Source organism: Cryobacterium sp. GrIS_2_6 (assembly GCF_035984545.1).
Lineage (GTDB): Bacteria > Actinomycetota > Actinomycetes > Actinomycetales > Microbacteriaceae > Cryobacterium.
Window position 1 is genome coordinate 1,919,532 of record NZ_JAXCHP010000001.1, and the last position, 20,651, is coordinate 1,940,182.

Sequence of the window (20,651 nt, forward strand, 5' to 3'; positions counted from 1 at the left end):
CCCGTGGTCTGCCAATACCCCTCTATTGCATTTGGCGATCTCAGTGTATGTCGCCGTCGTCGACCCCAGACCAGTGGACTCTTCCCCGCCCGGCTCCGTTGTCGAGAGTTGTCCACAGGTCTCGTTCGCGCGCGCGTACTGCTTATGTTCTGTTATTTGCGGGTTTGGGGGCCAGTGATTATTGCCTTCGGGGGCCATCGCCCGATGGACTCAGCGCCTCAATCAAAGGCATCGTCATCCTCACCGGATCGATCTTTAAATACGCAATGCGGCACCACTGGACGACGGCAAACCCGGTCGACGGCGTCGATCGACCGAAGGCGACGAAGAAACCGATGGTGATTCTGGGCCACGCTGAAGTCGAGCGCCTGGCGGCATCAGCCAAGCGTCTCACGGAGGACCAGACCGATCGCGCCTTGGTCCTCACGCTTGGTTATGTCGGCCTCCGGATCAACGAAGCCCTCGCACTTCAGGTTGGCAAGCTTGATCTCGATGCCCGTCGCGCCACGATCATGCAGACCTGGTCTCAGGGCGCAACCCGCTACCTCGGCACCCCGAAGTCGGGCAAGGCGCGCACTGTGTCGCTGCCCGGGTTGCTGGTCGCCGAGCTGCGGCCACTGGTTGAGGGCCAGCCGCCTGACGCGTTTGTCTTTCGTGCGGCCCGAGGCGGCGACATACACGAGTCGAACTGGCGAGGGCGAGTCTGGGCCAAAGCCGTCACTCTAGCTGGTCTGGAGTCCAAGAAGCCGACCCCGCATGATCTCCGCCACGCTGCCGCGTCGATGATGATTGCAAGCGGAGCCGACGTGAAGGTCGTCCAACTGCAGCTCGGGCACGCACGCGCCACGGAAACTCTCGACGTCTATGCCCACCTGTGGCCCGATCGCCTCGACGTGGTGTCGGACGCCGTCGAACTCGCTCGTGCCGCCGCCTTGGGCGCGTCAGAACCTCCTAGTGATGAGGTCGGGCACCGGCGAAAGCTTAGGTGCCCAACGACTGACCCTCAGTCCCATCCGCTGCTCCATTCTGCTGGTCCGCAGCAATCTTCTTGAGGTATTTCTTGATCAGCCATCGCACGCGAAACCAGAAGTACAAGTACAACGCAGTCAAAATGAACGAGGCGATGACTAGTGGATCGCCCACTGCGCGAGGTAAGGACATGCCAAGAATGAATGTTGCGACCGCGCCCACGAGCAAGCCGAAGCGGACCACAACCAAAATGACGACCTGATTACCTTTCACCCAACGACTCCCGTCAACAATGCGATCACTTCGTCTGCCCGTGCGTCTTCATTGACGACGACCTGGCAGTACGTTTGCTTCCTGCCCATCACTCCGTACAGTGCGTTCTGAGTGGTGTCATCTTTGCATGCCACGCGCCGGAAGACGCCGCCACTTCACGGCCTATCTGCGAAGTCGCTGGCAGCAACCTCGCTGATTTTGGATGTCGTCCTTCGCCGGACTCAGAAGCACTCGACGATCGTCGATCGTCGATCGTCGAGTCAACATCGCGGCTTCCCAAATTGCTTCAGATTCTTCAGGTCACGGGGTGAAGGAGGCCAGTCATCATGACTAAATCATGACTGCGGGGGAAATGACAAAGCCCCGGACCACGCTACTTCCGCGTGATTCCGGGGCTAAATGTCGGGCTGACAGGATTTGAACCTGCGACCCCCTGACCCCCAGTCAGGTGCGCTACCAAGCTGCGCTACAGCCCGTCACCCTCCGCCAACACACTTCGAGAAGCGCATTCTGCAGGAGACAACTTAGAAAGCTTACCGCCTCCGGCGACCTCTTGTGCGCACAACGGATGCCCGGCGGCGCCCGTCCCTCAGCGCGGCGCCCACCGGGGCGAACGACGGCTCCCGCCAGCGGACCGCCCGGCCCTGAACTCACGGCGCAGCTGCCGCCATATCCGGGGCAGCAGAACGGCGTCGCCGAGGAGCGGACGGCGGTGTTGCACGATGACCGAACCGAATCCGGGGGCCGGGGGGCTGAAGCTGAGGCGCTCCGGAAAATTCGCGAGAGTCCAGCCGTGCACGCCCAGGTCGACCGCGGAGACCGAGCCGGGTGCGGACGGTGAGGCCGGTGAGGCCGGCCCGGACGCGGCGCGGGCCGGCGCGGCCACGCCGCGGGGGGCATCCGCTTCGGTGGGCAGGGCCGCCACTCCCCCGGCCCGACCGCCACGGAAGTCGCCGAGGGCACTCGTGCGGATGAGCGCGGTGGACCCGACCCAGAAGGAGGCCCCATACCGGGACGCACCGCGGTGCAGGAGGCTGCGGATCCCCGGGAAGAATCGCCCGGTGCACTGGCCGCCCTGCGGGAACGACGGGGTCTGGACCACGGCGACACCGCGGTGCTCCGGTTCGTCCAGGAAGTAGATCGAGCGCAGGCCGTAGTCGCTGAGGAGCTGGGCGTCCGGCCCGAGGGTGAGCAGGTAGTCGGTCTCGGAGACATCAGCGGTGGAAGTGGCACCGATCTGGTCCACGTAGCCGGCGAGGCTGCCGTCGAAGATGTCCAGTTCGGCGGAGAACGTCCAGGCGAGGCGGCGCTGGAGGCGCAGCATCCGCTCGGGGGTCTGCGGGATGTGCTCGGAGATGGCCCGGTCGAGGTCCGCCGCGATGCTGGCGAAGGCGGCGGCGGGACCGCCGAGGATGTGCGTGCTGAAGACGGCGCTCGACGGGTCGGTGACGGCCTCATCGAGGCGTTGCCGGGCCAGCCAGGCGACGGCCCAGCGGTAGTCGGCGGCGAGGCCGTCGATGAGGTCTTCGGCCACCTCGTGGACGTCGGTCGCGTCGTGGTCCCAGGCGAGTTCGAGCTCCAGCACGAACAGGGCATCCTCGAACCGGGCGCGTGGTTCGGCCAGGGCATCGGTAAGCCGGCGAACGATCATCAGGGCCTCGGCCTGAGCGCTCGGCTCTGAGGTGGCGTCGAGCAGCAGCACGACCCGAAGGGTCGGGTATTCCTGCAGGGCGGCGGACCAGAGCGACGCGCGCAGGGCGTGCGACCCCGTTCTGGCACCCGCGCTGTCGCCAGCGGCGACGAGTACGGTCAGGGCCTCCTGGCGTGCGGTGAAGTGACGCTCAAGTTCCCTGCGCGGAACCCGAACGTGCTCGTTCAGCCGGATCAGGGCGCCCTGGCGTGCAGCGAGGTAGCAGAGGAGCGCGATCACACACAGGGTCGCGCCGGCCACGGACAGCGCGCGGTCGAGGATCGACCAGGGCGCGTCGTCGATTCCCGTCTGCCGGAGGATGACGACGGCGAGCAGGGCAGCCCAGCAGACCGCCACGGCGAAGATGGCGGCGCGACCGCAGGCGATCTCGGAGACGCTTCGGCGCGATGATCGGACGTCGGGCGGCGCGATGCGGGCATCCGGTGGTGCGGTCGACGCGAGTGGTGCCGCGGTCGGCACCGTTCGTGCGGCGAAACGTTTTCGGCTCAGCGAAGCAGGGAACTTCGTATGCATGGATAATCCTCGGGTAAGGCTTGAATGACGAAATCCCCGATTCGGGCGGGGATCCGACACGTGTGGCGCCGCAAGGGCGCTAGCCCGAATGTAGAGCAGGCGCCGGGTGGGCGACAGTCCCCGCTTCGGGGCGAAGCGCATCCGCTGCCGCCTGTCGACACGACAACCGAAATGAGCGCTTAAACGACGGATGCGTCGCCTCCCCGCGGGGGGAATGGCGACGCATGCGTCAGGTCGCGCCTGGAACGACTGCTTAGCGCTTGCGCTTCTCGCGGACGCGCATGCTGATGTTGATCGGGCTGCCCTCGAAGCCATAGACCTCGCGGAGGCGACGCTGGATGAAGCGACGGTAGCCCGGGTCGAGGAACCCGGTGGTGAAGATGACGAAGGTCGGCGGGCGGCTCGAGGCCTGGGTGCCGAACAGGATGCGCGGCTGCTTGCCACTGCGCACGGGGTGCGGGTGCTCGGCGGCGAGTTCGGCCAGGAAGGCGTTGAACTTGCCGGTGGCGACGCGGGTGTCCCACGACTCGAGGGCAACCTCGAGGGCGGGGACGAGCTTCTCCATGTGGCGGCCGGTCTTGGCCGAGATGTTTACGCGGGGGGCCCATGCCACGTGGGCGAGGTCGAGTTCGATCTCGCGCTCGAGGTAGCGGCGACGGTCGTCGTCGATCTGGTCCCACTTGTTGAAGGCGAGCACGAGGGCGCGGCCGGATTCGAGGACGAGGTCGATGACGCGCACGTCCTGCTCGGAGATGACCTCGGTCACGTCGATGAGCACGACGGCGACCTCGGCCTTTTCGAGCGCGGCGCTCGTGCGCAGCGAGGCGTAGAAGTCGGCGCCCTGGGAGAGGTGCACGCGACGGCGGATGCCGGCGGTGTCGACGAAGCGCCAGACCTTGCCGCCGAGCTCGACCTGCTCGTCGACCGGGTCGCGGGTGGTGCCGGCGAGCTCGTTGACGACAACGCGCTCTTCGCCGACGACCTTGTTCAGGAGGCTGGACTTGCCGACGTTCGGGCGGCCGAGGATGGCGACGCGGCGGGGGCCGCCGACTTCCTGCTTGGCGACGGCGGAGATCTCGGGGAGCTTCTCGAGGATCGCGTCGAGCAGGTCGGCGACGCCGCGGCCGTGCAGGGCCGAGACGGGCCACGGCTGGCCGAGGCCGAGCGACCACAGGTTGGCCGATTCGGGCTCCTGGCGCACGTCGTCGACCTTGTTGGCGACGAGGAAGACCGGCTTGCCGGCCTTGCGGAGCAGGCGCACGACGGCTTCGTCGGTCGAGGTCGGGCCCACGTTGGAGTCGACGACGAACATGACGACGTCGCACAACTCGATGGCGAGTTCGGCCTGCATGGCGACGGAGGCGTCGATGCCCTTGGCGTCGGGCTCCCAGCCGCCGGTGTCGACGATGCTGAACTTGCGTTCGTGCCATTCGCCCTTATAGGTGACGCGGTCGCGGGTGACGCCGGGGGTGTTCTCCACGACGGCCTCACGGCGGCCGAGGATGCGGTTGACGAGCGCCGACTTGCCCACGTTCGGGCGGCCGACGATGGCGATGACCGGCAGGGCCGGGAGGTAGGTGATCGCGTCGGGGTCATCCGTCACCGAGTCGAGGACGTCGAAGTCCTCGTCGTCGAGGTCGTAGTCGTTGAGCCCGGTGCGGAGGGCGGCGGCGCGCTGTGTCGCCAGGTCGTCGTCGATGTCGTCCAGTCTTGCCCCGAGGTCGGGGTCGAGATCGGGAAGTGTTTCGTCGTATTCGTTAGTCATGCGAGGTCCTCGCGGTACGTGTGTTGATGACCTCGATGACCGCGCCAATGGTCTGTTCGAAGTCGAGATGGGTGGAGTCGACGGTGTTCACACCGTCTGCGGCGCTCATGAATTCGACGACCTGTGAGTCGGCGCGATCCCTCGATCGCAACTGATCTGCCACGGTTTGAGCCGATTGAGTCGATATTTCCGCAGAGCGCCTAGCCATTCTAGCTTGTTCGGATGCCGTGAGCAGGATCCGGACCTCCGCCTCCGGTGCGACGACGGTCGTGATGTCCCGGCCTTCGACCACGATCCCTGGCCGGTCGACGCCCGCTGCGATGCTGCGGAACAGCGAGGTGAGGTGGGCGCGCACGGCGGGGATGCGGGCGACGGCGCTCACGATCGCCGAGACGGCCGGCTCCCGGATGGCCTCGGTGACGTCGTCCGCGCCGACGCTCACGGCCGGGTCGTCGGGGTCTGTGCCGATCGCATAGTCGAAGCCGGGCAGGGCGCCGATGACGGCATCCGTGTCTGCGGGGTCGATGGCGCGGTCACGCACGAACCAGGCGAGGGCGCGGTAGGCGGCGCCGGTGTCGAGGTAGCCGAAGCCGAGGCGGCGGGCGACGGCGCGGCTGACGCTCGACTTGCCGCTTCCGGCCGGTCCGTCGATGGCGACGACGAGCGGATGCGTGGATGCAGTCATGTGCTAGCCGGCAATCCGCCAGCCGCGTGCGGCCAGCTCTTCGGTGAGGCGGGTGACGGCCTCTGGGAGCACGGAGATCTCGGCGAGGCCGAGTTCCGCGCCGGGTGAGTGCTCGAGCCGGAGGTCTTCGACGTTGACGCCGAGGGCGCCGATCTCGTTGAGGAGCCGGGCGATCTGGCCGGGCTTGTCGTCGACCATGACGGTCAGGGAGACGAAGCGGCGGTCGTGGCCGTGCTTGCCGGGCAGCCGGGAGACGCCGGCGTTGCCGCCGGCGAGTTCTTCGGCGACGCGGCGGCGGGCGCCGGGGGCCGCCGGGTCGGCGAGGGCGGTGATGAAGCGGTCGAGGTCGTCGCGGTACGCGGTGAGGATCTCGCGCACCGGGGCGGCGTTCGCGCCGAGGATCTGCACCCACAGTTCGGGGTCGCTCGCGGCGACGCGGGTCACATCGCGGAGGCCCTGGCCGGCGAGGTTGAGGGACGCGGCGGGGGCATCCGTGAGACGCCGGGCCATCAGGGTCGACACGACCTGGGGCACGTGGGAGACGAGGGCGACGCCGCGGTCGTGGTCCTCCGGGCTCATCTCCACGAGGGTCGCGCCGAGGTCGAGGATGAGGTCGTCGATCGCGGTGGCCTGCTGGTAGCTGATGCCGTCGTGGGCGGCGACGACCCAGGGCCGGCCGAGGAAGAGGTCGGCGCGTCCCGCGAGGGGTCCTCCGCGTTCGCGGCCGGCGAGGGGGTGCGAGCCGATGTAGCGGGAGATGTCGGCGCCGCACGCACGCAGTTCGGCGAGGGGCGCGAGCTTGACGCTCGCGACATCCGTCACGATGGCGTCGGGGAAGGACTCGAGTTCGCGGGCGACGATCTCGGCGGTCACGTCCGGCGGCACGCACACGACGATGAGCTGCGGCCGGTCGCCGGTCAGGGCCGCCCGGCCGGCGCCGTAGTCGATCGCGATGCTGAGGTTCGTCGGCGAGGCGTCGGCGAGGATGACCTCGATGCCGCGCGCGCGGAGGCCGAGGCCGATGCTCGTGCCGAGCAGCCCGGTGCCGACGACGCGCACGGGCCCGATCAGGCGACTTTCGACCACGGGTGTCTCCTGACTTCGTGCGTGTTGTGCCTCTAGTATTCGGTGTCCGCCCGCGAAATCGTGAGCAGCTGACCGAGTTCAACCTTAGTCAAGTCGCGCAGGTCACCGGCCCGCAGGGTGCCGAGGTGCAGGGGCCCGAACTGGCGGCGGACGAGGTCGACGACCGGGTGGCCGACGGCCTCCATCATCCGGCGCACGATCCGGTTGCGCCCGGAGTGCAGGGTGAGCTCGACGAGGCTGAAGCCGTCGCCGGGAGGGCTCGTCAGGATCCGGGCCTTGTCGGCGTTGATCGGGCCGTCGTCGAGCTCGATGCCCGTCTGCAGCAACTGGATGGTCTGCGCGGTGACGCGGCCCTCGACCTTGGCGATATAGGTCTTCATCACGCCGAAGGAGGGGTGCGCGAGGATGTGGGCGAGGTCGCCGTCGTTGGTCAGGATGAGCAGGCCGCTCGTCATCGCGTCGAGGCGGCCGACGTTGAAGAGGCGCTCCTCGAACTGCTCGGTGAATTCGCGCAGGTCGGGGCGGCCGCTCTCGTCCTGCATCGACGAGACGACGCCGACGGGCTTGTTGAGCATCACGTAGCGGCGGCTGGTGTCGAGCTGGATGGCGACGTTGTCGACCATGATCTGGTCGTGGTCCGGGTGGATGCGGCGTCCGAGTTCGGTGACGACCTTGCCGTTCACGCGCACCCGGCCCGCGGCGATCAGGTCTTCGGAGACCCGGCGGGAGGCGACACCGGCCGAGGCCATCACCTTCTGCAGGCGCACGCCGTCCGCGGCGGCTTCCGGGTTGGTGGGCGTGCCCTGGGGGTCGATTGTCATGGTGAATCCTCAAATCCATTTGCGCCGTCTGCGAGCAGGGGCGATAAGTAGGGCAACTCGTCGAGCGAGTTGATTCCCAGCTGTGTGAGCAGCAAGTTCGTGGTGCCGTAGTTGATCGCACCGGTCTCACTATCGGTGAAGACCTCGGTGATCAGGCCGCGCCCCACGAGGGTGCGTACGACCGAGTCCACGTTAACGGCCCTGATTGAGGCTACCGCCCCGCGACTGATCGGTTGCTTATATGCGATCACCGCGAGGGTCTCGAGGGCCGCCTGAGACAGTTTGCTCGGGTTCTGGGTGAGCACGAAGTCGGCGACGGCGGCGTCGTGTTCCGGTCGCACGTAGATGCGCCAGCCGCCGGCGACCTCGCGCAACTCGAAGCCGCGGCGCACGGTACCGGCCGTGCCGTCGAAGTCGGAAACGAGCCGGGCGATCGAGCGACGCACGTCGCTCAACGGCCTGCGGAGCGCGGTGCCGAGGTGCAGCAGGCTCTGCGGTTCGTCGGCGACCATCAGGATCGCCTCGAGGGAGCGGTCGAGGGCGGCGGCCTCGACCGCAAGTGCGCTGCCGGGTGCAGGCGCTGCGCTGGGCGTACGGGTCGCGCCGGGGCCGGCCAGGGTGTCAGTTGTCATAGTCCGCTCCGAGGTTCGCGAGGGTGTCGTCCGACCAGGACTCGTCCGGAGAGGACGCGGCACTCCAGTGCAGGCTGAGGTCGCCGAGGGGTTCGAGCTGGTCGAAGGAGAGGAAGCCGCGCCGGTAGAGCTCGAGCACGGCGAGGAATCGCGCGATGATCACGCCGGTCAGTTCGACGTCGGCGATGAGTTCACGGAAGGTGAGCGTGTCGCCCGAGCGCAGCATCCCGACGAGCCAGGCCGCCTGCTCACGGATGCTGACCAGCGGCGCGTGCAGGTGGTCCAGCCCCACGGTGGGTACCTCCCGCGGGGTGAGCGCCCGGGTGGCGAGGGCGGCGAAGTCGGCGAGGGAGAGCGTCCAGACCAGTTCCGGGGTCTGCTGCCGGAACTTGTCCTCGAGGCGCACGGAACGCACGTGCCGGCCGGACTCGACCTCGATCCGGCCGAGGAACCAGGCCGAGGCGGTCTTGAAGGCGCGGTACTGCAGGAGCCGCGCGAAGAGCAGGTCCCTGGCCTCGAGCAGCGCGGCATCCTCGGCGTCGACGAGCTCGCCCTGCGGCAGGAGCCCGGCAACCTTGAGGTCGAGCAGGGTCGCGGCGACGACGAGGAATTCGCTCGCCTGGTCGAGTTCCTCGGCCTGGTCGAGCCCCTTGAGGTGGGCGATGAACTCGTCGGTGACGCGGCTGAGCGACACCTCGGTGATGTCGAGTTCGTGCTTGCCGATCAGGGAGAGCAGCAGGTCGAACGGGCCCTCGAAGTTGCCCAGGGCGACGGAGAATGTCCGCGAGGGGACGGTGTCAGGCGACAGCGCCACGCTGGATCAGTTCCCGCGCCGCCTGGCGGTAGGCCTTGGCGGCCGCGTGTTCCGGCGCGAACTCGGTGATCGGCACCCCGGCAACGCTCGCGTCTGGAAACTTCACCGTGCGGCCGATGACGGTTTCGAGCACGCTGTCGCCGAAGGCGTCGACGACGCGCTCGAGGACCTCGCGGGAGTGCAGGGTGCGCGAGTCGAACATGGTCGCGAGGATGCCGTCGAGTTCGATCGCGGGGTTGAGGCGGTCGCGCACCTTGTCGATGGTCTCGATCAGGAGGGCGACGCCGCGCAGGGCGAAGAATTCGCACTCGAGCGGGATGAGCACGCCGTGGCTCGCGGTCAGGGCGTTGACGGTGAGGATACCGAGCGAGGGCTGGCAGTCGATCAGGATGACGTCGTAATCGGCGGAGACCTTGCGGAGCACCCGGGCGAGGATCTGCTCGCGGGCCACCTCGTTGACGAGGTGCACCTCGGCGGCGGAGAGGTCGATGTTTGCGGGCATGATGTCGAGGTTCTCGACGGCGGTCTTCTGGATGACCTCGGCCGGGGTGTACTTGTTGCCGAGCAGCAGGTCGTAGACGGTCGGCAGGTCGTGCGTGGGAATGCCGAGGCCCGCGGAGAGTGCGCCCTGGGGGTCGAAGTCGATCGCGAGCACGCGGCGGCCGTAGCCGGCGAGTGCGGCACCCAGGTTGATGGTGGTCGTCGTCTTGCCGACGCCGCCCTTCTGGTTGCAAAGCGAGATGATGCGCGCGGGGCCGTGGCTTTTCAGCGGCGCGGGTTCGTCGAATTCGTGTTTCGGCCGTCCGGTCGCACCGACGACCACGTCCTCGAATCCGGGGAGTAGTGTCCGGTCAGCTTTTTCGCGCTTCACTCCGGTGTCCTCGTTCCGTCCTGCACCCATCACTCAGTCGAGTGTAGCGAGCCGATCGGCGCCCTTCCGCAAGGATCGCCGGGAAGCCGCGGTTCCGCATCCGCCTGATGCTGCGGATGCCGCGGATTCAGATGATTCAGCGGGCTCAGCGGGCGCGCGGGTGCGCCGTGGTGTACATGTCGCGAAGGGTGTCCGCCGTGACCAGGGTATACAGCTGGGTCGTCGAGACGGAGGAGTGGCCGAGGAGTTCCTGCACGACGCGCACGTCGGCGCCGCCGGCGAGGAGGTGCGTCGCGAAGGAGTGCCGGAGGGTGTGCGGCGAGACGTGGCCCTCGAGGCCGGCGCGCTCGGCGGCGGCGCGGATCAGGAGCCAGGCGTTCTGGCGGCCGAGGCGCCGGCCGCGCAGGCCGAGGAAGAGCGCCGGGGTCGCAGGGCCGCGCGCGGAGAGCAGGGGCCTCCCCCGCACCAGGTAGGCCTCAACGGCCGCACGGGCGAAGCTGCCGACCGGAACCAGGCGTTGCTTGTCGCCCTTGCCGGTGAGCCGTACGACGTCGAGGTCGAGCACGTCGTCGACGTTGAGGTCGACGGCCTCGGAGATGCGGGCGCCGGTCGCGTAGAGAAGTTCGAGGAGCGCCTTGTCGCGCAGCTGGTGAACGTCCTCGCCGTCGGTCGCGGCGAGCAGAAGGGTCACCTGTTCGATGCTGATGGCTTTGGGCAGCCGGGTCGCGAGCTTCGGCGGTTTCACGTCGTGGGCGACGTCCGCGTCGACGAGGGATTCCTCGAGCAGGAACCGGTGCAGTCCGCGCACGGTCGACAGCATCCGGGCGATCGACGCGGCCGTGAGCGGCGACTCGGCTCGGGTGGCGAGATGCCGCACGAACGCGGAGACGTGCAGCGCGATGACCTGACCGGGTTCGGTGAGGCCCTCGGCCTCGAGCCAACCGGCGTAGACCACGAGGTCGCGCCGGTAGGCGGCGACGGTGTTCGCGCTGAGCCCGCGCTCGATCGCGACGTGCCGCAGGAACGCTTCGACCGCCGCCGCGACCGTCATCGGCCGGTGTGATTCCAATTGTTCGGGTGCCGCGGCCAGGGCAGGTCTGCGGCGCCGAGGGTGCTCCAGTTGCGTTCCTTTGCGGCGAACGCGGCGAGCACCGAGATCACGAGCGCGGGGTTCTGCACCCGGCGTGCGAGCACGGCGTCGAGGCAGTCGGCGAAGGGGACCCAGCGGATCTCCATGTCGGCTTCCTCTTCGGTGCGGTTGAAGACCTCGGGCGCGGCGGTGAGGCCGCGGGCCAGGTAGACGCGCAAGGCCTCGTTGCTGCCGCCCGGCGAGGTGTAGAACTCGCTCAGAACGTGCCACTCGGCGGCGACGTAGTCGGTTTCCTCGCCCAGTTCGCGCTTGGCCGCCTCGACCGGATGCTCGTTGGCCTCGTCGAGGAGTCCGGCGGGCAGCTCCCACTCGCGCATGCCGACGGGGTGCCGGTACTGCTTGATCAGCAGCACCCGGTCGGCCTCGTCGAGGGCGAAGACGGCGACGGCACCGGTGTGGTCGACGTAGTCGCGCACGATGTCGGAGTCGCCGTAGCGGAAGGTGTCCTTGCGGATGTCCCAGACGTGGCCGGCGAAGACCACATCGGACTCGGAGACCGCCGCGGAGGCGACCTCGTCTTCGAGGAGCTCAGTCACGGCTCAGGCCTCGGCGCCGACGACGGCAGCGACGTCGACGGTCTCGTCGCCCGTGTCGGTGCCTTCGTTGACCTCGAACAGGCGACTGGCCTGCTGGCGGTCGAGTGCGGCGCCGATCAGGCCGCGGAAGAGCGGATGCGCGTGGCTCGGGCGCGAGCGGAGCTCCGGGTGCGCCTGGGTGCCGACATAGAACGGGTGCTCTGCACGCGGCAGCTCGACGTACTCGACGAGGTGGCCGTCGGGAGAGGTCCCGGAGAACCACATGCCGGCATCCGCGATCTGCTCGCGGAACGCGTTGTTGACCTCGTAGCGGTGACGGTGGCGTTCAGAGGCCGAGGGGGCCCCGTAGAGCTCGGCGACGAGGGAGCCAGCGGCGAGGTCGGCCGGGTAGAGGCCGAGGCGCATGGTGCCGCCGAGGTCGCCGCCTGCGATGATCTCGACCTGCTCTTCCATGGTCGCTATCACGGGGAACTCGGTGTCCGGGTCGAACTCGGAGGAGGACGCCCCGGTGAGGCCGGCCTTGTTGCGGGCGTATTCGATGACCATGCACTGCAGGCCGAGGCAGAGGCCGAGCACGGGGATGCCGTTCTCGCGGGCGAAGCGGAGAGCCCCGAGCTTGCCCTCGATGCCGCGCACGCCGAAGCCGCCGGGAACGCAGATGCCGTCGAGCTCGCCGAGCAGGCGGGTGGCGCCCTCGTCGGTCTCGCACTCGTCGGAGGCGATCCAGCGGACCTGGACCTTGGTCTTGTGGGCGAAGCCGCCGGCGCGGAGGGCTTCGGTGACGGAAAGGTAGGCGTCGGGCAGGTCGATGTACTTGCCGACGAGGCCGATCGTGACCTCGTGCTTGGGCTCGCGCACGGCGTCGAGCACCTTCTGCCACCCGGTCCAGTCGACCGGCTTGGCGGAGAGGCCGAGGGCGTTCGTGATGTAGCGGTCGAGGCCCTGGTCGTGCAGCATGGTCGGGATCTCGTAGATGCTCGGAACGTCGAGCGCGTTGACGACGGCGTCTTCGTCGACGTCGCACATCAGCGCGATCTTGCGCTTGTTGGCGTCGGAGACGGGACGGTCGCTGCGCAGCACGAGCGCGTCGGGCTGGATACCGATCGAGCGGAGCGCGGCGACGGAGTGCTGGGTGGGCTTGGTCTTCTGCTCACCGGCCGCACCGAGGAACGGCACGAGGGAGACGTGCACGAAGAACACGTTCTGGCGGCCGAGTTCGTGGCGCACCTGGCGGGCGGCCTCGAGGAACGGCTGGGATTCGATGTCGCCGACGGTGCCGCCGATTTCGGAGATGATCACGTCGGGCTTGGGGGTGTCGCTCGCCTGCAGGCGCATCCGGCGCTTGATCTCGTCGGTGATGTGCGGGATGACCTGCACGGTGTCGCCGAGGTACTCGCCACGGCGTTCCTTCGCGATCACCTGCGAGTAGACCTGGCCGGTCGTGACGTTCGCGGCCTGGTCGAGGTTGATGTCGAGGAAGCGTTCGTAGTGGCCGATGTCGAGGTCGGTCTCCGCGCCGTCGTCCGTGACGAAGACCTCACCGTGCTGGAACGGGTTCATCGTTCCCGGGTCCACGTTGAGGTAGGGGTCGAGCTTCTGCATGACCACGCGTAAGCCGCTGGCCGTCAGGAGATTGCCGAGGCTTGCCGCCGTCAGGCCCTTGCCTAATGAAGAAACGACACCACCAGTCACAAAGATGTGCTTGGTCGTGCCGTCTGAATTGTCCGCGTTTCTATTTTCCACCACGGGCTTCGACTCTATCATCGGATCTTCGTGGATCCGCCAGTGCTCGCGAGGTTCATCAGTTCGCGGGCGTGTTCGAGGCCGCTCACGGAGTCGGGCAGGCCGGACAAAAGCCGGGCCATTTCGGCGGCGCGATCGTCGCCGGTCAGCTGGCGAACACTCGACTCGGTGACGGAACCGTCGCTGTCCTTGACGACGCTCAGGTGGTTGCCCGCGAAGGCCGCGACCTGGGCGAGGTGGGTCACCACGATGACCTGGGCGGTTTCGGCAAGCCGGGCGAGCCTTCTGCCGATCTCGATCGCGGCCGCGCCGCCGACGCCGGCGTCGACCTCGTCGAAGACGAAGGTCGGAACCGGGTCTGTCGCGTTGATCACGACTTCGATGGCGAGCATCACCCGGGACAGTTCGCCGCCGGAGGCGCCGCGGGCGAGGGTGCGCGGTTCGGCGCCCGCGTGCGGGCGCAGCAGGATGCCGACCTGGTCGCGGCCGTGCATGCTGAGCTCTCCCCCGCTGTCGACCTCGACGACGAGGGCGGCGTCGGGCATCGCCAGGGCGCTGAGCTCGGCGGTGACGGCGGTGCCGAGGGCTGCGGCCGCCGTGGTGCGGATGCCGGTGAGCTTGTCCGCGAGCGTCTCGACGACGAGCAGCTCGGCTTCGGTGTCGGCGCGGAGCTGCTCGATCCGGTCGGTGTCCCCGTCGAGTTCGAGCAGGCGGGCGCTGCCGGTGTCGAGGAAGGCGATCGCCTCGTCGAGGCCGCCGGCGTACTTGCGGGCCAGGCCGGTCAGCACGGCCCGGCGTTCCTGCACAATCTCGAGCTCCCTGGCACCGTCGGCGTCGAGGCCGGCGAGGTAGCTCGAAAGCTGCGCGGCGACATCCGCCACCAGGAAGCCGGCGTTCGCGAGGCTCTGGGCGAGCTCAGACAGGGCCGGGTCATGGTCGCCGGCCCGTTCGAGTTGCCGGCGGGCGGCGTCGAGCAGGGTGACGGCATCCGGCAGCCCGTCGGGGTTCTCTTCCGCGGAGAGGAGCTCGCGGGACTGTGCGGCAGCGAGCCGGAGTTCCTCGAGGTTGCCGAGCCGTTCGGCGCGGGCGGCGAGGTCGTCGTCTTCGGCCGCCTGCGGGGCGATCGCCTCGATCTCGTCGATGGCGGCGCGGAGGTCGGCGGCCTCGCTCGTGCGCTCGTCCTGTTCGGTGACGAGGCGGGCCAGTTCCGCGCGGTCGTCCTGCCAGCGGTGGTAGTGGGTCTCGAAGTCGGCGAGCACCGGGCCGAGTTCGGGGCCGGCGAAACGGTCGAGGGCGGCGCGCTGGGCTCCGGCGGAACGGAGCCGGACCTGGTCTGACTGTCCGTGCACGACGACGAGGTCGCCGCCGAGGTCGCCGAGCACGCTCGCGGGGGCGCTGCGGCCGCCGACGATGGCGCGGCTGCGGCCCTCCGCCGAGACCGAACGGCTGAGGATGAGGTCCGGGCCGTCGAGGTCTCCCCCAGCGTCGCGCACGCGGCCGGCGACGGTGCCGTCGGCGTCCACCTGCCAGCGGCCCTCGACCCAGGTCTGCTGCGCGCCGTGGCGCACGAGGCCGGGGTCTGCGCGGGCACCGAGGAGCAGGCCGAGTGCGGTGACGACCATGGTCTTGCCCGCGCCGGTCTCGCCGGTGACGGCGGTGAAGCCGGGGCCGAGCGGGAGGGTGGCTTCCTTGATCACGCCGAGGTCGCGGATGACGAGTTCCTCGATCACGAGCGGGCCTCCCCCGCGACGGGCCTGGTCACGCGCGGCTCATTCGCGCGAGGCGCCCAGGACTCGCTCACGGGGCGCTCACTCACGCGGCGCTCACTCACGTCCGACCGGTCCGCGCCAGCCCGTGACGGGCAGGTTGAACTTGTTCACCAGGCGGTCGGTGAACGGGCCGGAGTGCAGGCGGGCGAGGCGCACCGGCACCGGGGAGCGGCGAACGATCACGCGGGATCCGGCGGGCAGGTCGTGCACCCGGCGGCCGTCTGCGCAGAGCACCGCGGCTCCGCCGTAGTGCGCGAGCACCTCGACGGCGAGCGACGAGTCCGGCCCAACGACGAGCGGGCGGGAGAAGAGCGCGTGGGCGCTGAGCGGGACGAGCAGGAGCGCGTCGAGGCTCGGCCAGACGATCGGGCCGCCCGCCGAGAAGGCGTACGCGGTCGATCCGGTCGGGGTGGACATCACGATGCCGTCGCAGCCGAAGGAGGAGAGCGGCCGGCCGTCGACCTCGACGACGACTTCGAGCATCCGCTCACGGCTCGCCTTTTCGACCGTTGCCTCGTTGAGGGCCCAGGTTTCGTAGATGACCTCGTCGCCGAGTTTGACCCGGACGGCGAGGGCCATGCGCTCCTCGACGAGGTAGTCGCGGAGCAGGGCGCGGCGCACGGCTTCACCGAGGTCATCGCGTTCGCTCTCGGCGAGGAAGCCCACGTGGCCGAGGTTGATGCCGAGCAGGGGCGCCGAGCAGCCACGCACGACCTCGGCGGCGCGCAGGATGGTGCCGTCCCCGCCGAGGACGATGACGAGCTCGAGCTCGGTCGCCTGCACGGTTTCGCCGAGGATGGCGAGACGGCCGTCGAGCTCGGGGCAGGCGGCGAGGATGTCGGTGAGTTCGGTGGGCGCGAGCACGGGGGTCGCGTCGGAGGCGAGGAGCTGCTGGCAGACGGTCACGGCGGCCCGGAGCGAGTCCGTGCGCCCGGTATGCGCGACGACAAGGATGTGCCGGGGTGATGCAGTCATCTCGTCACGCTCCCACCAGTGCCGTTGTGCGGTCGATCCATTCTGTCGGATTGCTGCCCACCCGCGCGCTCATCCAGCACAGATACTCCCGATTGCCCGCGGCTCCCACGATCGGGGATGCGATCAGGCCGTTTGTGCGGAGGCCGAGGTCCCAGCCCGCCCAGAGCACGCCGGCGATCGCGTCGGCGCGCAGGGCCGGACGGTGCACCACGCCCTCGCGGATGCTCTCCTTGCCGACCTCGAACTGCGGCTTGATCAGCAGCACGAAATCGGCGCCCTCCGCTGCCGTCGCCACAAGGGCAGGCATCACGGTCGGGAGGGAGATGAACGACAGGTCGCCGACGACGAGGTCGGGGCGGGTGTCGACACCGGATGCCGCGGCGAGCGTTTCCGGCGTCGCGTAGCGCAGGTTGAACCCCTCGACGGCCGCGAGGCGCGATTCGTGGGCGAGTTCGGGGGCGAGCTGGCCGTGGCCGACGTCGACGGCGAGCACCTGTGCGGCGCCGCGTTCGAGGAGCACCTGGCTGAAGCCGCCCGTCGAGGCGCCCGCGTCGAGCACGGTCCGGCCCGCGACGGGAATGTCGAACGCATCGAGCGCCGCGATGAGTTTGTGGGCGCCGCGGCTGACGTAATGGTCGGTCGGGGCAACGAAGAGCACCTGGTCGGCGCGCACCTTGGTGGACGCCTTGACGACGGGTTGGCCGTCGACCGTCACGAGGCCACCGGCGATCACCTGCGCCGCTACCGTGCGCGAACGCACGAGCCCTCGGTCGGCGAGGGCCGTGTCGAGGCGCTGGTCGGGCATCCGCTCGGAAACAAGCTCAGCCTCGGACACGGAGTCCGCCCCGGCGTCCGCGTTCGCCTCAGGACCGGGGTGCACTGTCGCCGCCCTCGAGATGCGTGCGCAGCTCTTCGTGCAGCTGCGCGTAGGCAGCCGCGCGGTCTTCGAGGGGCAGGTCGCCGATGTCTCCGAGCCGGGACAGGAGTTCGTCCGCCATGGTCACATTGTCGGGGCTGCCGCCCTGGGGGATGTCCGCTGGGTTCTGCTGCACCCTCTCCACGTTACCGTCTGAGATACAGTCGCTCCGGAACATTCAGCCCGTAGACGGGCCGGCCGGACGCCCAGATCACGGCGCACGCGGCGCGGAGCAGGTTGATCCCGCCGTCGCCCTCCGCGACCATCTCGACGTCGGCACCAGTGATGCGCACGCTCGCGCCTGCGACGGTCGCGGTGGCGCGGTCCTTGGAGAACACGGTCTCCGGGTAGGGCTCGTGCAACTGGCGCAGGTCGTCGAGGATGAAGCGCGGGCGCTCCTTCTCGGCGGCGGCGAGGGCCTGCTTGGCCTTGTCGATGCCGGTGAGCACGAGCACCGCGGGAATGCCCGCCCGGTTGGCGCCGAGGATGTCGGTGTCGAGCCGGTCGCCGATGAAGAGCGCGTGCTTCGCCTGGAAACGGCTCATGGCCTCGTCGAAGATCGCGACCTCCGGCTTGCCCGCCACGATCGGGAGCCGACCGACCGCGCTGTGCACGGCGGCGACGAGAGTGCCGTTGCCGGGCGCGATGCCGCGGGCGACGGGGATCGTCCAGTCGGTGTTCGTCGCGACCCAGGGGATCTCGACGCCGTCCTCGTTCGGGTGCAGGGCGAAAGCCGCCTCGGCGAGGTCCTTCCAGCCGAGTTCGGGCGTGAAGCCCTGGATCACGGCTGCGGGGTGGTCGTCGGCGGAGCGGGTGATCTCGAATCCACCCTTCTCGACCTCCTTCACGAGGCCGGCTCCCCCGATGACGAGGATGCGCGCGCCGGCGGGCACCTCCTGGGCGAGCAGCCGGACGGCGGCCTGCGGTGAGGTGACGATGTCCTCGGCGCGGGCGTGCAGCCCGAGTTCGGTGAGGTGGTCGGCGACGGTCTGGTCGGTGCGGGAGGCGTTGTTGGTGAGGTAGCCGACCCGCACGGTCTCCGCGGCCTTGTTCAGGCTCTCGATCGCGAACGGGATCGCGTGCGGTCCCTGGTACACGACTCCGTCGAGGTCAGCGAGCACCACGTCGACGCCGGTGAGCGGCGTCGCCGTTTCACTCATGCGTCGGCGCCTGAGCATCGGACTCCTCGTCGGTTCCCGTCGCCGGGTCCACTTCGGAGTCCGGCAGCACCACGTCGATGGTCTCGTCGGCGACGTCGATCTCGTCGATCTCATCGACCTCGTCGATTTCGGCGGCGGGCTCGTCGGTCTCGGGCTCGTCACCGTCGTCGTCGTCGTCGTCGCTCGCATCGTCGTCGTCGTCGTCGCTCGCATCGTCGTCGTCGTCGTCGTCGCTCGCATCGTCGACGTCGAAGTACTCGTCGTCAGCGTCCTCTTCGTCGATCTCGAGGATCTCGATCGTTTCGTCGATGTCGGCGGCGGATGCCTGGGCGGCATCCGCGCGGTCGGCGCGCTCATTCCACTGCGCGGCCTCGTCGGTGCGGCCGAGTTCCTCGAGCACCTCGGCGTAGGCGGAGAACAGCTCTGCGCTGTAGGAGAACGCGGTCAACGGGTCGAGCTGCGGGATGTCGAGCTCAGCCAGGGCGGCCTCGGTCTCCCCGAGGTCGAGACGGGCACCGGACATCGCGATCGCCAGGGCGACCTGGACGCCGGCGGGCAGGGTGGAGCGGTCGACGGAACGGCCGAGCTCGAGGGCGCGGTCCGGGCGACCGACGCCGCGTTCGCTGTCGACCATGAGCGGGAGCTGCGAGTTCGACCCGGAGATGCGGCGGTAGGTGCGCAGTTCGCGCAGGGCAAGGGCGAAGTCGCCCGTGGCGTACGCGGTGATCGCGAGGCTCTCCCGCACGACCGCGATACGGCCGGCCCGGCGGGCGGCGCTCATCACGTGACGGTGGGCGAGCTCGGGGTCTTCGTCGATGACCCGGGCGGCCATGGCGAGGTGGGCGCCGACGGCCTCGGCGTTGTCCTTGGTCAGGGTCTTGAGTTCGTTCCGCGCGATCCGGTCGAGGTCGGCAGACGAGATGTCGTCGGGGAGCTCGGGGTCGTCGTGGCGTGGGCGCACCGAACGCAGCTCGCGCTGCATCCGCTGCTCTTCGGTCATTTCCTCTTCGACGGCGCGGGCATCGCGGTCGCCGCGGGCGGGGACGCCGTCGCGGGTCCAGAGCTTCTTGCCGGCGTCGCCGCGCGGTGCTCCGGCGCGGGTGGCCGAACCGCCGCGCTGGGTCGCGTTCGCCCAGGGCTTGCGATCGCCGCCCGACTGCGGACGCTCGGTGCGCGGTGCGTCTTTGGACCACGGCTTGCGCTCGCCGGTCTGGGGACGATCGGAGTTGCCGCGGTACGCGGGACGTTCGCCGTCGCGCTGCGGGCGGTCGGTGCGGGGTGCGTCCTTCGACCAGGGCTTGCGCTCGGCGCCGCCCTGCGGACGATCGGAGTTGCCACGGTAGGGGGCGCGCTCGCCCGACTGCGGACGCTCGGAGTTTCCGCGGTACGGAGGACGCTCACCATCACGCTGCGGGCGCTCAGTGTTGCCACGGTACGGGGCACGCTCACCGGACTGCGGGCGGTCGGAGTTGCCACGGTAGGGGGCACGCTCGCCCGACTGCGGACGATCGGAGTTGCCACGGTAGGGAGGACGCTCACCATCGCGCTGCGGGCGATCGGAATTGCCACGATAGGGAGCACGCTCACCGGACTGCGGGCGATCGGAGTTGCCACGGTACGGAGCGCGGTCGCCCTGGGGACGGTCGGAGTTCCCGCGGTAGGGGGGACGCTCACCATCACGCTGCGGACGATCGGAATTGCCACGGTAGGGGGCACGCTCGCCACTCTGCGGACGCTCGTTGTTGCCGCGGTACGGAGGACGATCGCCGTCGCGCTGCGGACGGTCGCTGTTGGCACGGTACTGGGGACGATCGCCCTGGGGACGCTCGCTGTTCCCGCGGTACGGGGCACGCTCGCCGCTCTGCGGGCGGTCGGTGTTGCCGCGATAGGCGGGACGGTCGCCGTACTGGGGGCGGTCGCCCTGGGGACGGTCATTGTTTCCGCGGTACGGTGCACGTTCGCCACCCTGCGAACGGTCGTTCGTGCCACGGTAAGGGGGACGTTCGCCGTCACGCTGAGGACGGTCGGAGTTGCCCTTATAGGGAGGACGCTCACCGTCACGCTGGGGGCGATCGGAGCGGCCCTGATAGCCGCCGGAGCCGTTGTTGCCGCGAGCCCCGGGCGGGCGTCCGCCGTCGCGTGCGTCATTACCGTTAGTTCCTGAAGGGCTCACTGTGTCTCCTGTGTAATTGGTTGCCTCGAAGGCAGACTCATCAAGCCTACGGCTTAACGCAAAATGGCCACCCGTTAGGTGGCCTTTTT

The 20,651-nt window shown here is 69.1% G+C and carries 18 protein-coding genes and 1 tRNA gene; 1 reads left to right on the forward strand and 18 read right to left on the reverse strand.

The genetic code is table 11. The features are described from left to right. The first annotated feature begins 164 nt into the window (after positions 1-164). Positions 165-1,052 carry a site-specific integrase gene (locus RCH22_RS09575; RefSeq protein WP_327013778.1) on the forward strand — a complete coding sequence of 296 codons (888 nt, stop codon included), beginning with the start codon at positions 165-167 and terminating at the stop codon, positions 1,050-1,052. A 592-nt stretch (positions 1,053-1,644) separates the two neighbouring features. Here the strand turns inward: RCH22_RS09575 and RCH22_RS09580 are convergent. From RCH22_RS09580 to RCH22_RS09665, 18 genes are all read right to left on the reverse strand, one after another. Further along, a tRNA-Pro gene (locus RCH22_RS09580) sits at positions 1,645-1,718 on the reverse strand. 113 nt (positions 1,719-1,831) lie between these two features. After that, positions 1,832-3,466 (reverse strand): hypothetical protein, encoded by a 1,635-nt coding sequence (locus RCH22_RS09585; RefSeq protein WP_327013779.1) that lies wholly within the window; start codon positions 3,464-3,466, stop codon positions 1,832-1,834. A 253-nt stretch (positions 3,467-3,719) separates the two neighbouring features. Continuing rightward, positions 3,720-5,231: a ribosome biogenesis GTPase Der gene (gene der / locus RCH22_RS09590; protein ID WP_327013780.1), complete on the reverse strand. Its 1,512-nt coding sequence runs from the start codon at positions 5,229-5,231 to the stop codon at positions 3,720-3,722. After that, positions 5,224-5,916, reverse strand: a complete 693-nt coding sequence (gene cmk, locus RCH22_RS09595; RefSeq protein ID WP_327013781.1) for a (d)CMP kinase — start codon at positions 5,914-5,916, stop codon at positions 5,224-5,226. The genes der and cmk overlap by 8 nt, the downstream gene beginning before the upstream one ends. Before the next feature lie 3 nt (positions 5,917-5,919). Further along, positions 5,920-7,002, reverse strand: coding sequence for a prephenate dehydrogenase (locus RCH22_RS09600; RefSeq protein ID WP_327013782.1), 1,083 nt, complete (start codon positions 7,000-7,002; stop codon positions 5,920-5,922). A 32-nt stretch (positions 7,003-7,034) separates the two neighbouring features. Further along, positions 7,035-7,823, reverse strand: a complete 789-nt coding sequence (locus RCH22_RS09605) for a pseudouridine synthase (protein WP_134450161.1) — start codon at positions 7,821-7,823, stop codon at positions 7,035-7,037. After that, a complete protein-coding gene (locus tag RCH22_RS09610; protein WP_327013783.1) occupies positions 7,820-8,455 on the reverse strand; it encodes an SMC-Scp complex subunit ScpB in 636 nt (211 codons plus the stop codon). The genes RCH22_RS09605 and RCH22_RS09610 overlap by 4 nt, the downstream gene beginning before the upstream one ends. Beyond that, positions 8,445-9,269, reverse strand: a complete 825-nt coding sequence (locus RCH22_RS09615; RefSeq protein WP_327013784.1) for a ScpA family protein — start codon at positions 9,267-9,269, stop codon at positions 8,445-8,447. Before RCH22_RS09615 ends, RCH22_RS09610 begins: the two co-directional genes overlap by 11 nt. Further along, entirely contained in the window at positions 9,253-10,170 is a 918-nt protein-coding gene (locus tag RCH22_RS09620) for a ParA family protein (protein ID WP_327015492.1), read from the reverse strand. The genes RCH22_RS09615 and RCH22_RS09620 overlap by 17 nt, the downstream gene beginning before the upstream one ends. Before the next feature lie 115 nt (positions 10,171-10,285). Continuing rightward, on the reverse strand, positions 10,286-11,191 hold the full coding sequence (gene xerD, locus RCH22_RS09625; RefSeq protein ID WP_327013785.1) for a site-specific tyrosine recombinase XerD: 906 nt from the start codon (positions 11,189-11,191) through the stop codon (positions 10,286-10,288). Continuing rightward, entirely contained in the window at positions 11,188-11,826 is a 639-nt protein-coding gene (locus RCH22_RS09630) for an NUDIX hydrolase (RefSeq protein WP_327013786.1), read from the reverse strand. The genes xerD and RCH22_RS09630 overlap by 4 nt, the downstream gene beginning before the upstream one ends. A gap of 3 nt (positions 11,827-11,829) precedes the next feature. Further along, the gene (locus RCH22_RS09635) at positions 11,830-13,572 is read right to left on the reverse strand and encodes a CTP synthase (RefSeq protein ID WP_327013787.1); all 1,743 of its coding nucleotides are present in this window, start codon (positions 13,570-13,572) and stop codon (positions 11,830-11,832) included. A gap of 14 nt (positions 13,573-13,586) precedes the next feature. After that, complete coding sequence (recN, locus tag RCH22_RS09640; RefSeq protein WP_327013788.1) at positions 13,587-15,299, reverse strand: DNA repair protein RecN; 1,713 nt, start codon at positions 15,297-15,299, stop codon at positions 13,587-13,589. Positions 15,300-15,392: 93 nt separating this feature from the next. Further along, positions 15,393-16,313 (reverse strand): NAD kinase, encoded by a 921-nt coding sequence (locus tag RCH22_RS09645; protein WP_134450153.1) that lies wholly within the window; start codon positions 16,311-16,313, stop codon positions 15,393-15,395. Positions 16,314-16,317: 4 nt separating this feature from the next. Beyond that, positions 16,318-17,118: a TlyA family RNA methyltransferase gene (locus tag RCH22_RS09650; protein WP_327015493.1), complete on the reverse strand. Its 801-nt coding sequence runs from the start codon at positions 17,116-17,118 to the stop codon at positions 16,318-16,320. 58 nt (positions 17,119-17,176) lie between these two features. After that, positions 17,177-17,365 carry a hypothetical protein gene (locus RCH22_RS09655; RefSeq protein WP_327013789.1) on the reverse strand — a complete coding sequence of 63 codons (189 nt, stop codon included), beginning with the start codon at positions 17,363-17,365 and terminating at the stop codon, positions 17,177-17,179. A gap of 10 nt (positions 17,366-17,375) precedes the next feature. After that, positions 17,376-18,407: an HAD-IIA family hydrolase gene (locus RCH22_RS09660; protein ID WP_327013790.1), complete on the reverse strand. Its 1,032-nt coding sequence runs from the start codon at positions 18,405-18,407 to the stop codon at positions 17,376-17,378. After that, the gene (locus RCH22_RS09665) at positions 18,382-20,562 is read right to left on the reverse strand and encodes a primosomal protein (RefSeq protein ID WP_327013791.1); all 2,181 of its coding nucleotides are present in this window, start codon (positions 20,560-20,562) and stop codon (positions 18,382-18,384) included. The genes RCH22_RS09660 and RCH22_RS09665 overlap by 26 nt, the downstream gene beginning before the upstream one ends. Positions 20,563-20,651: the final 89 nt, after the last annotated feature.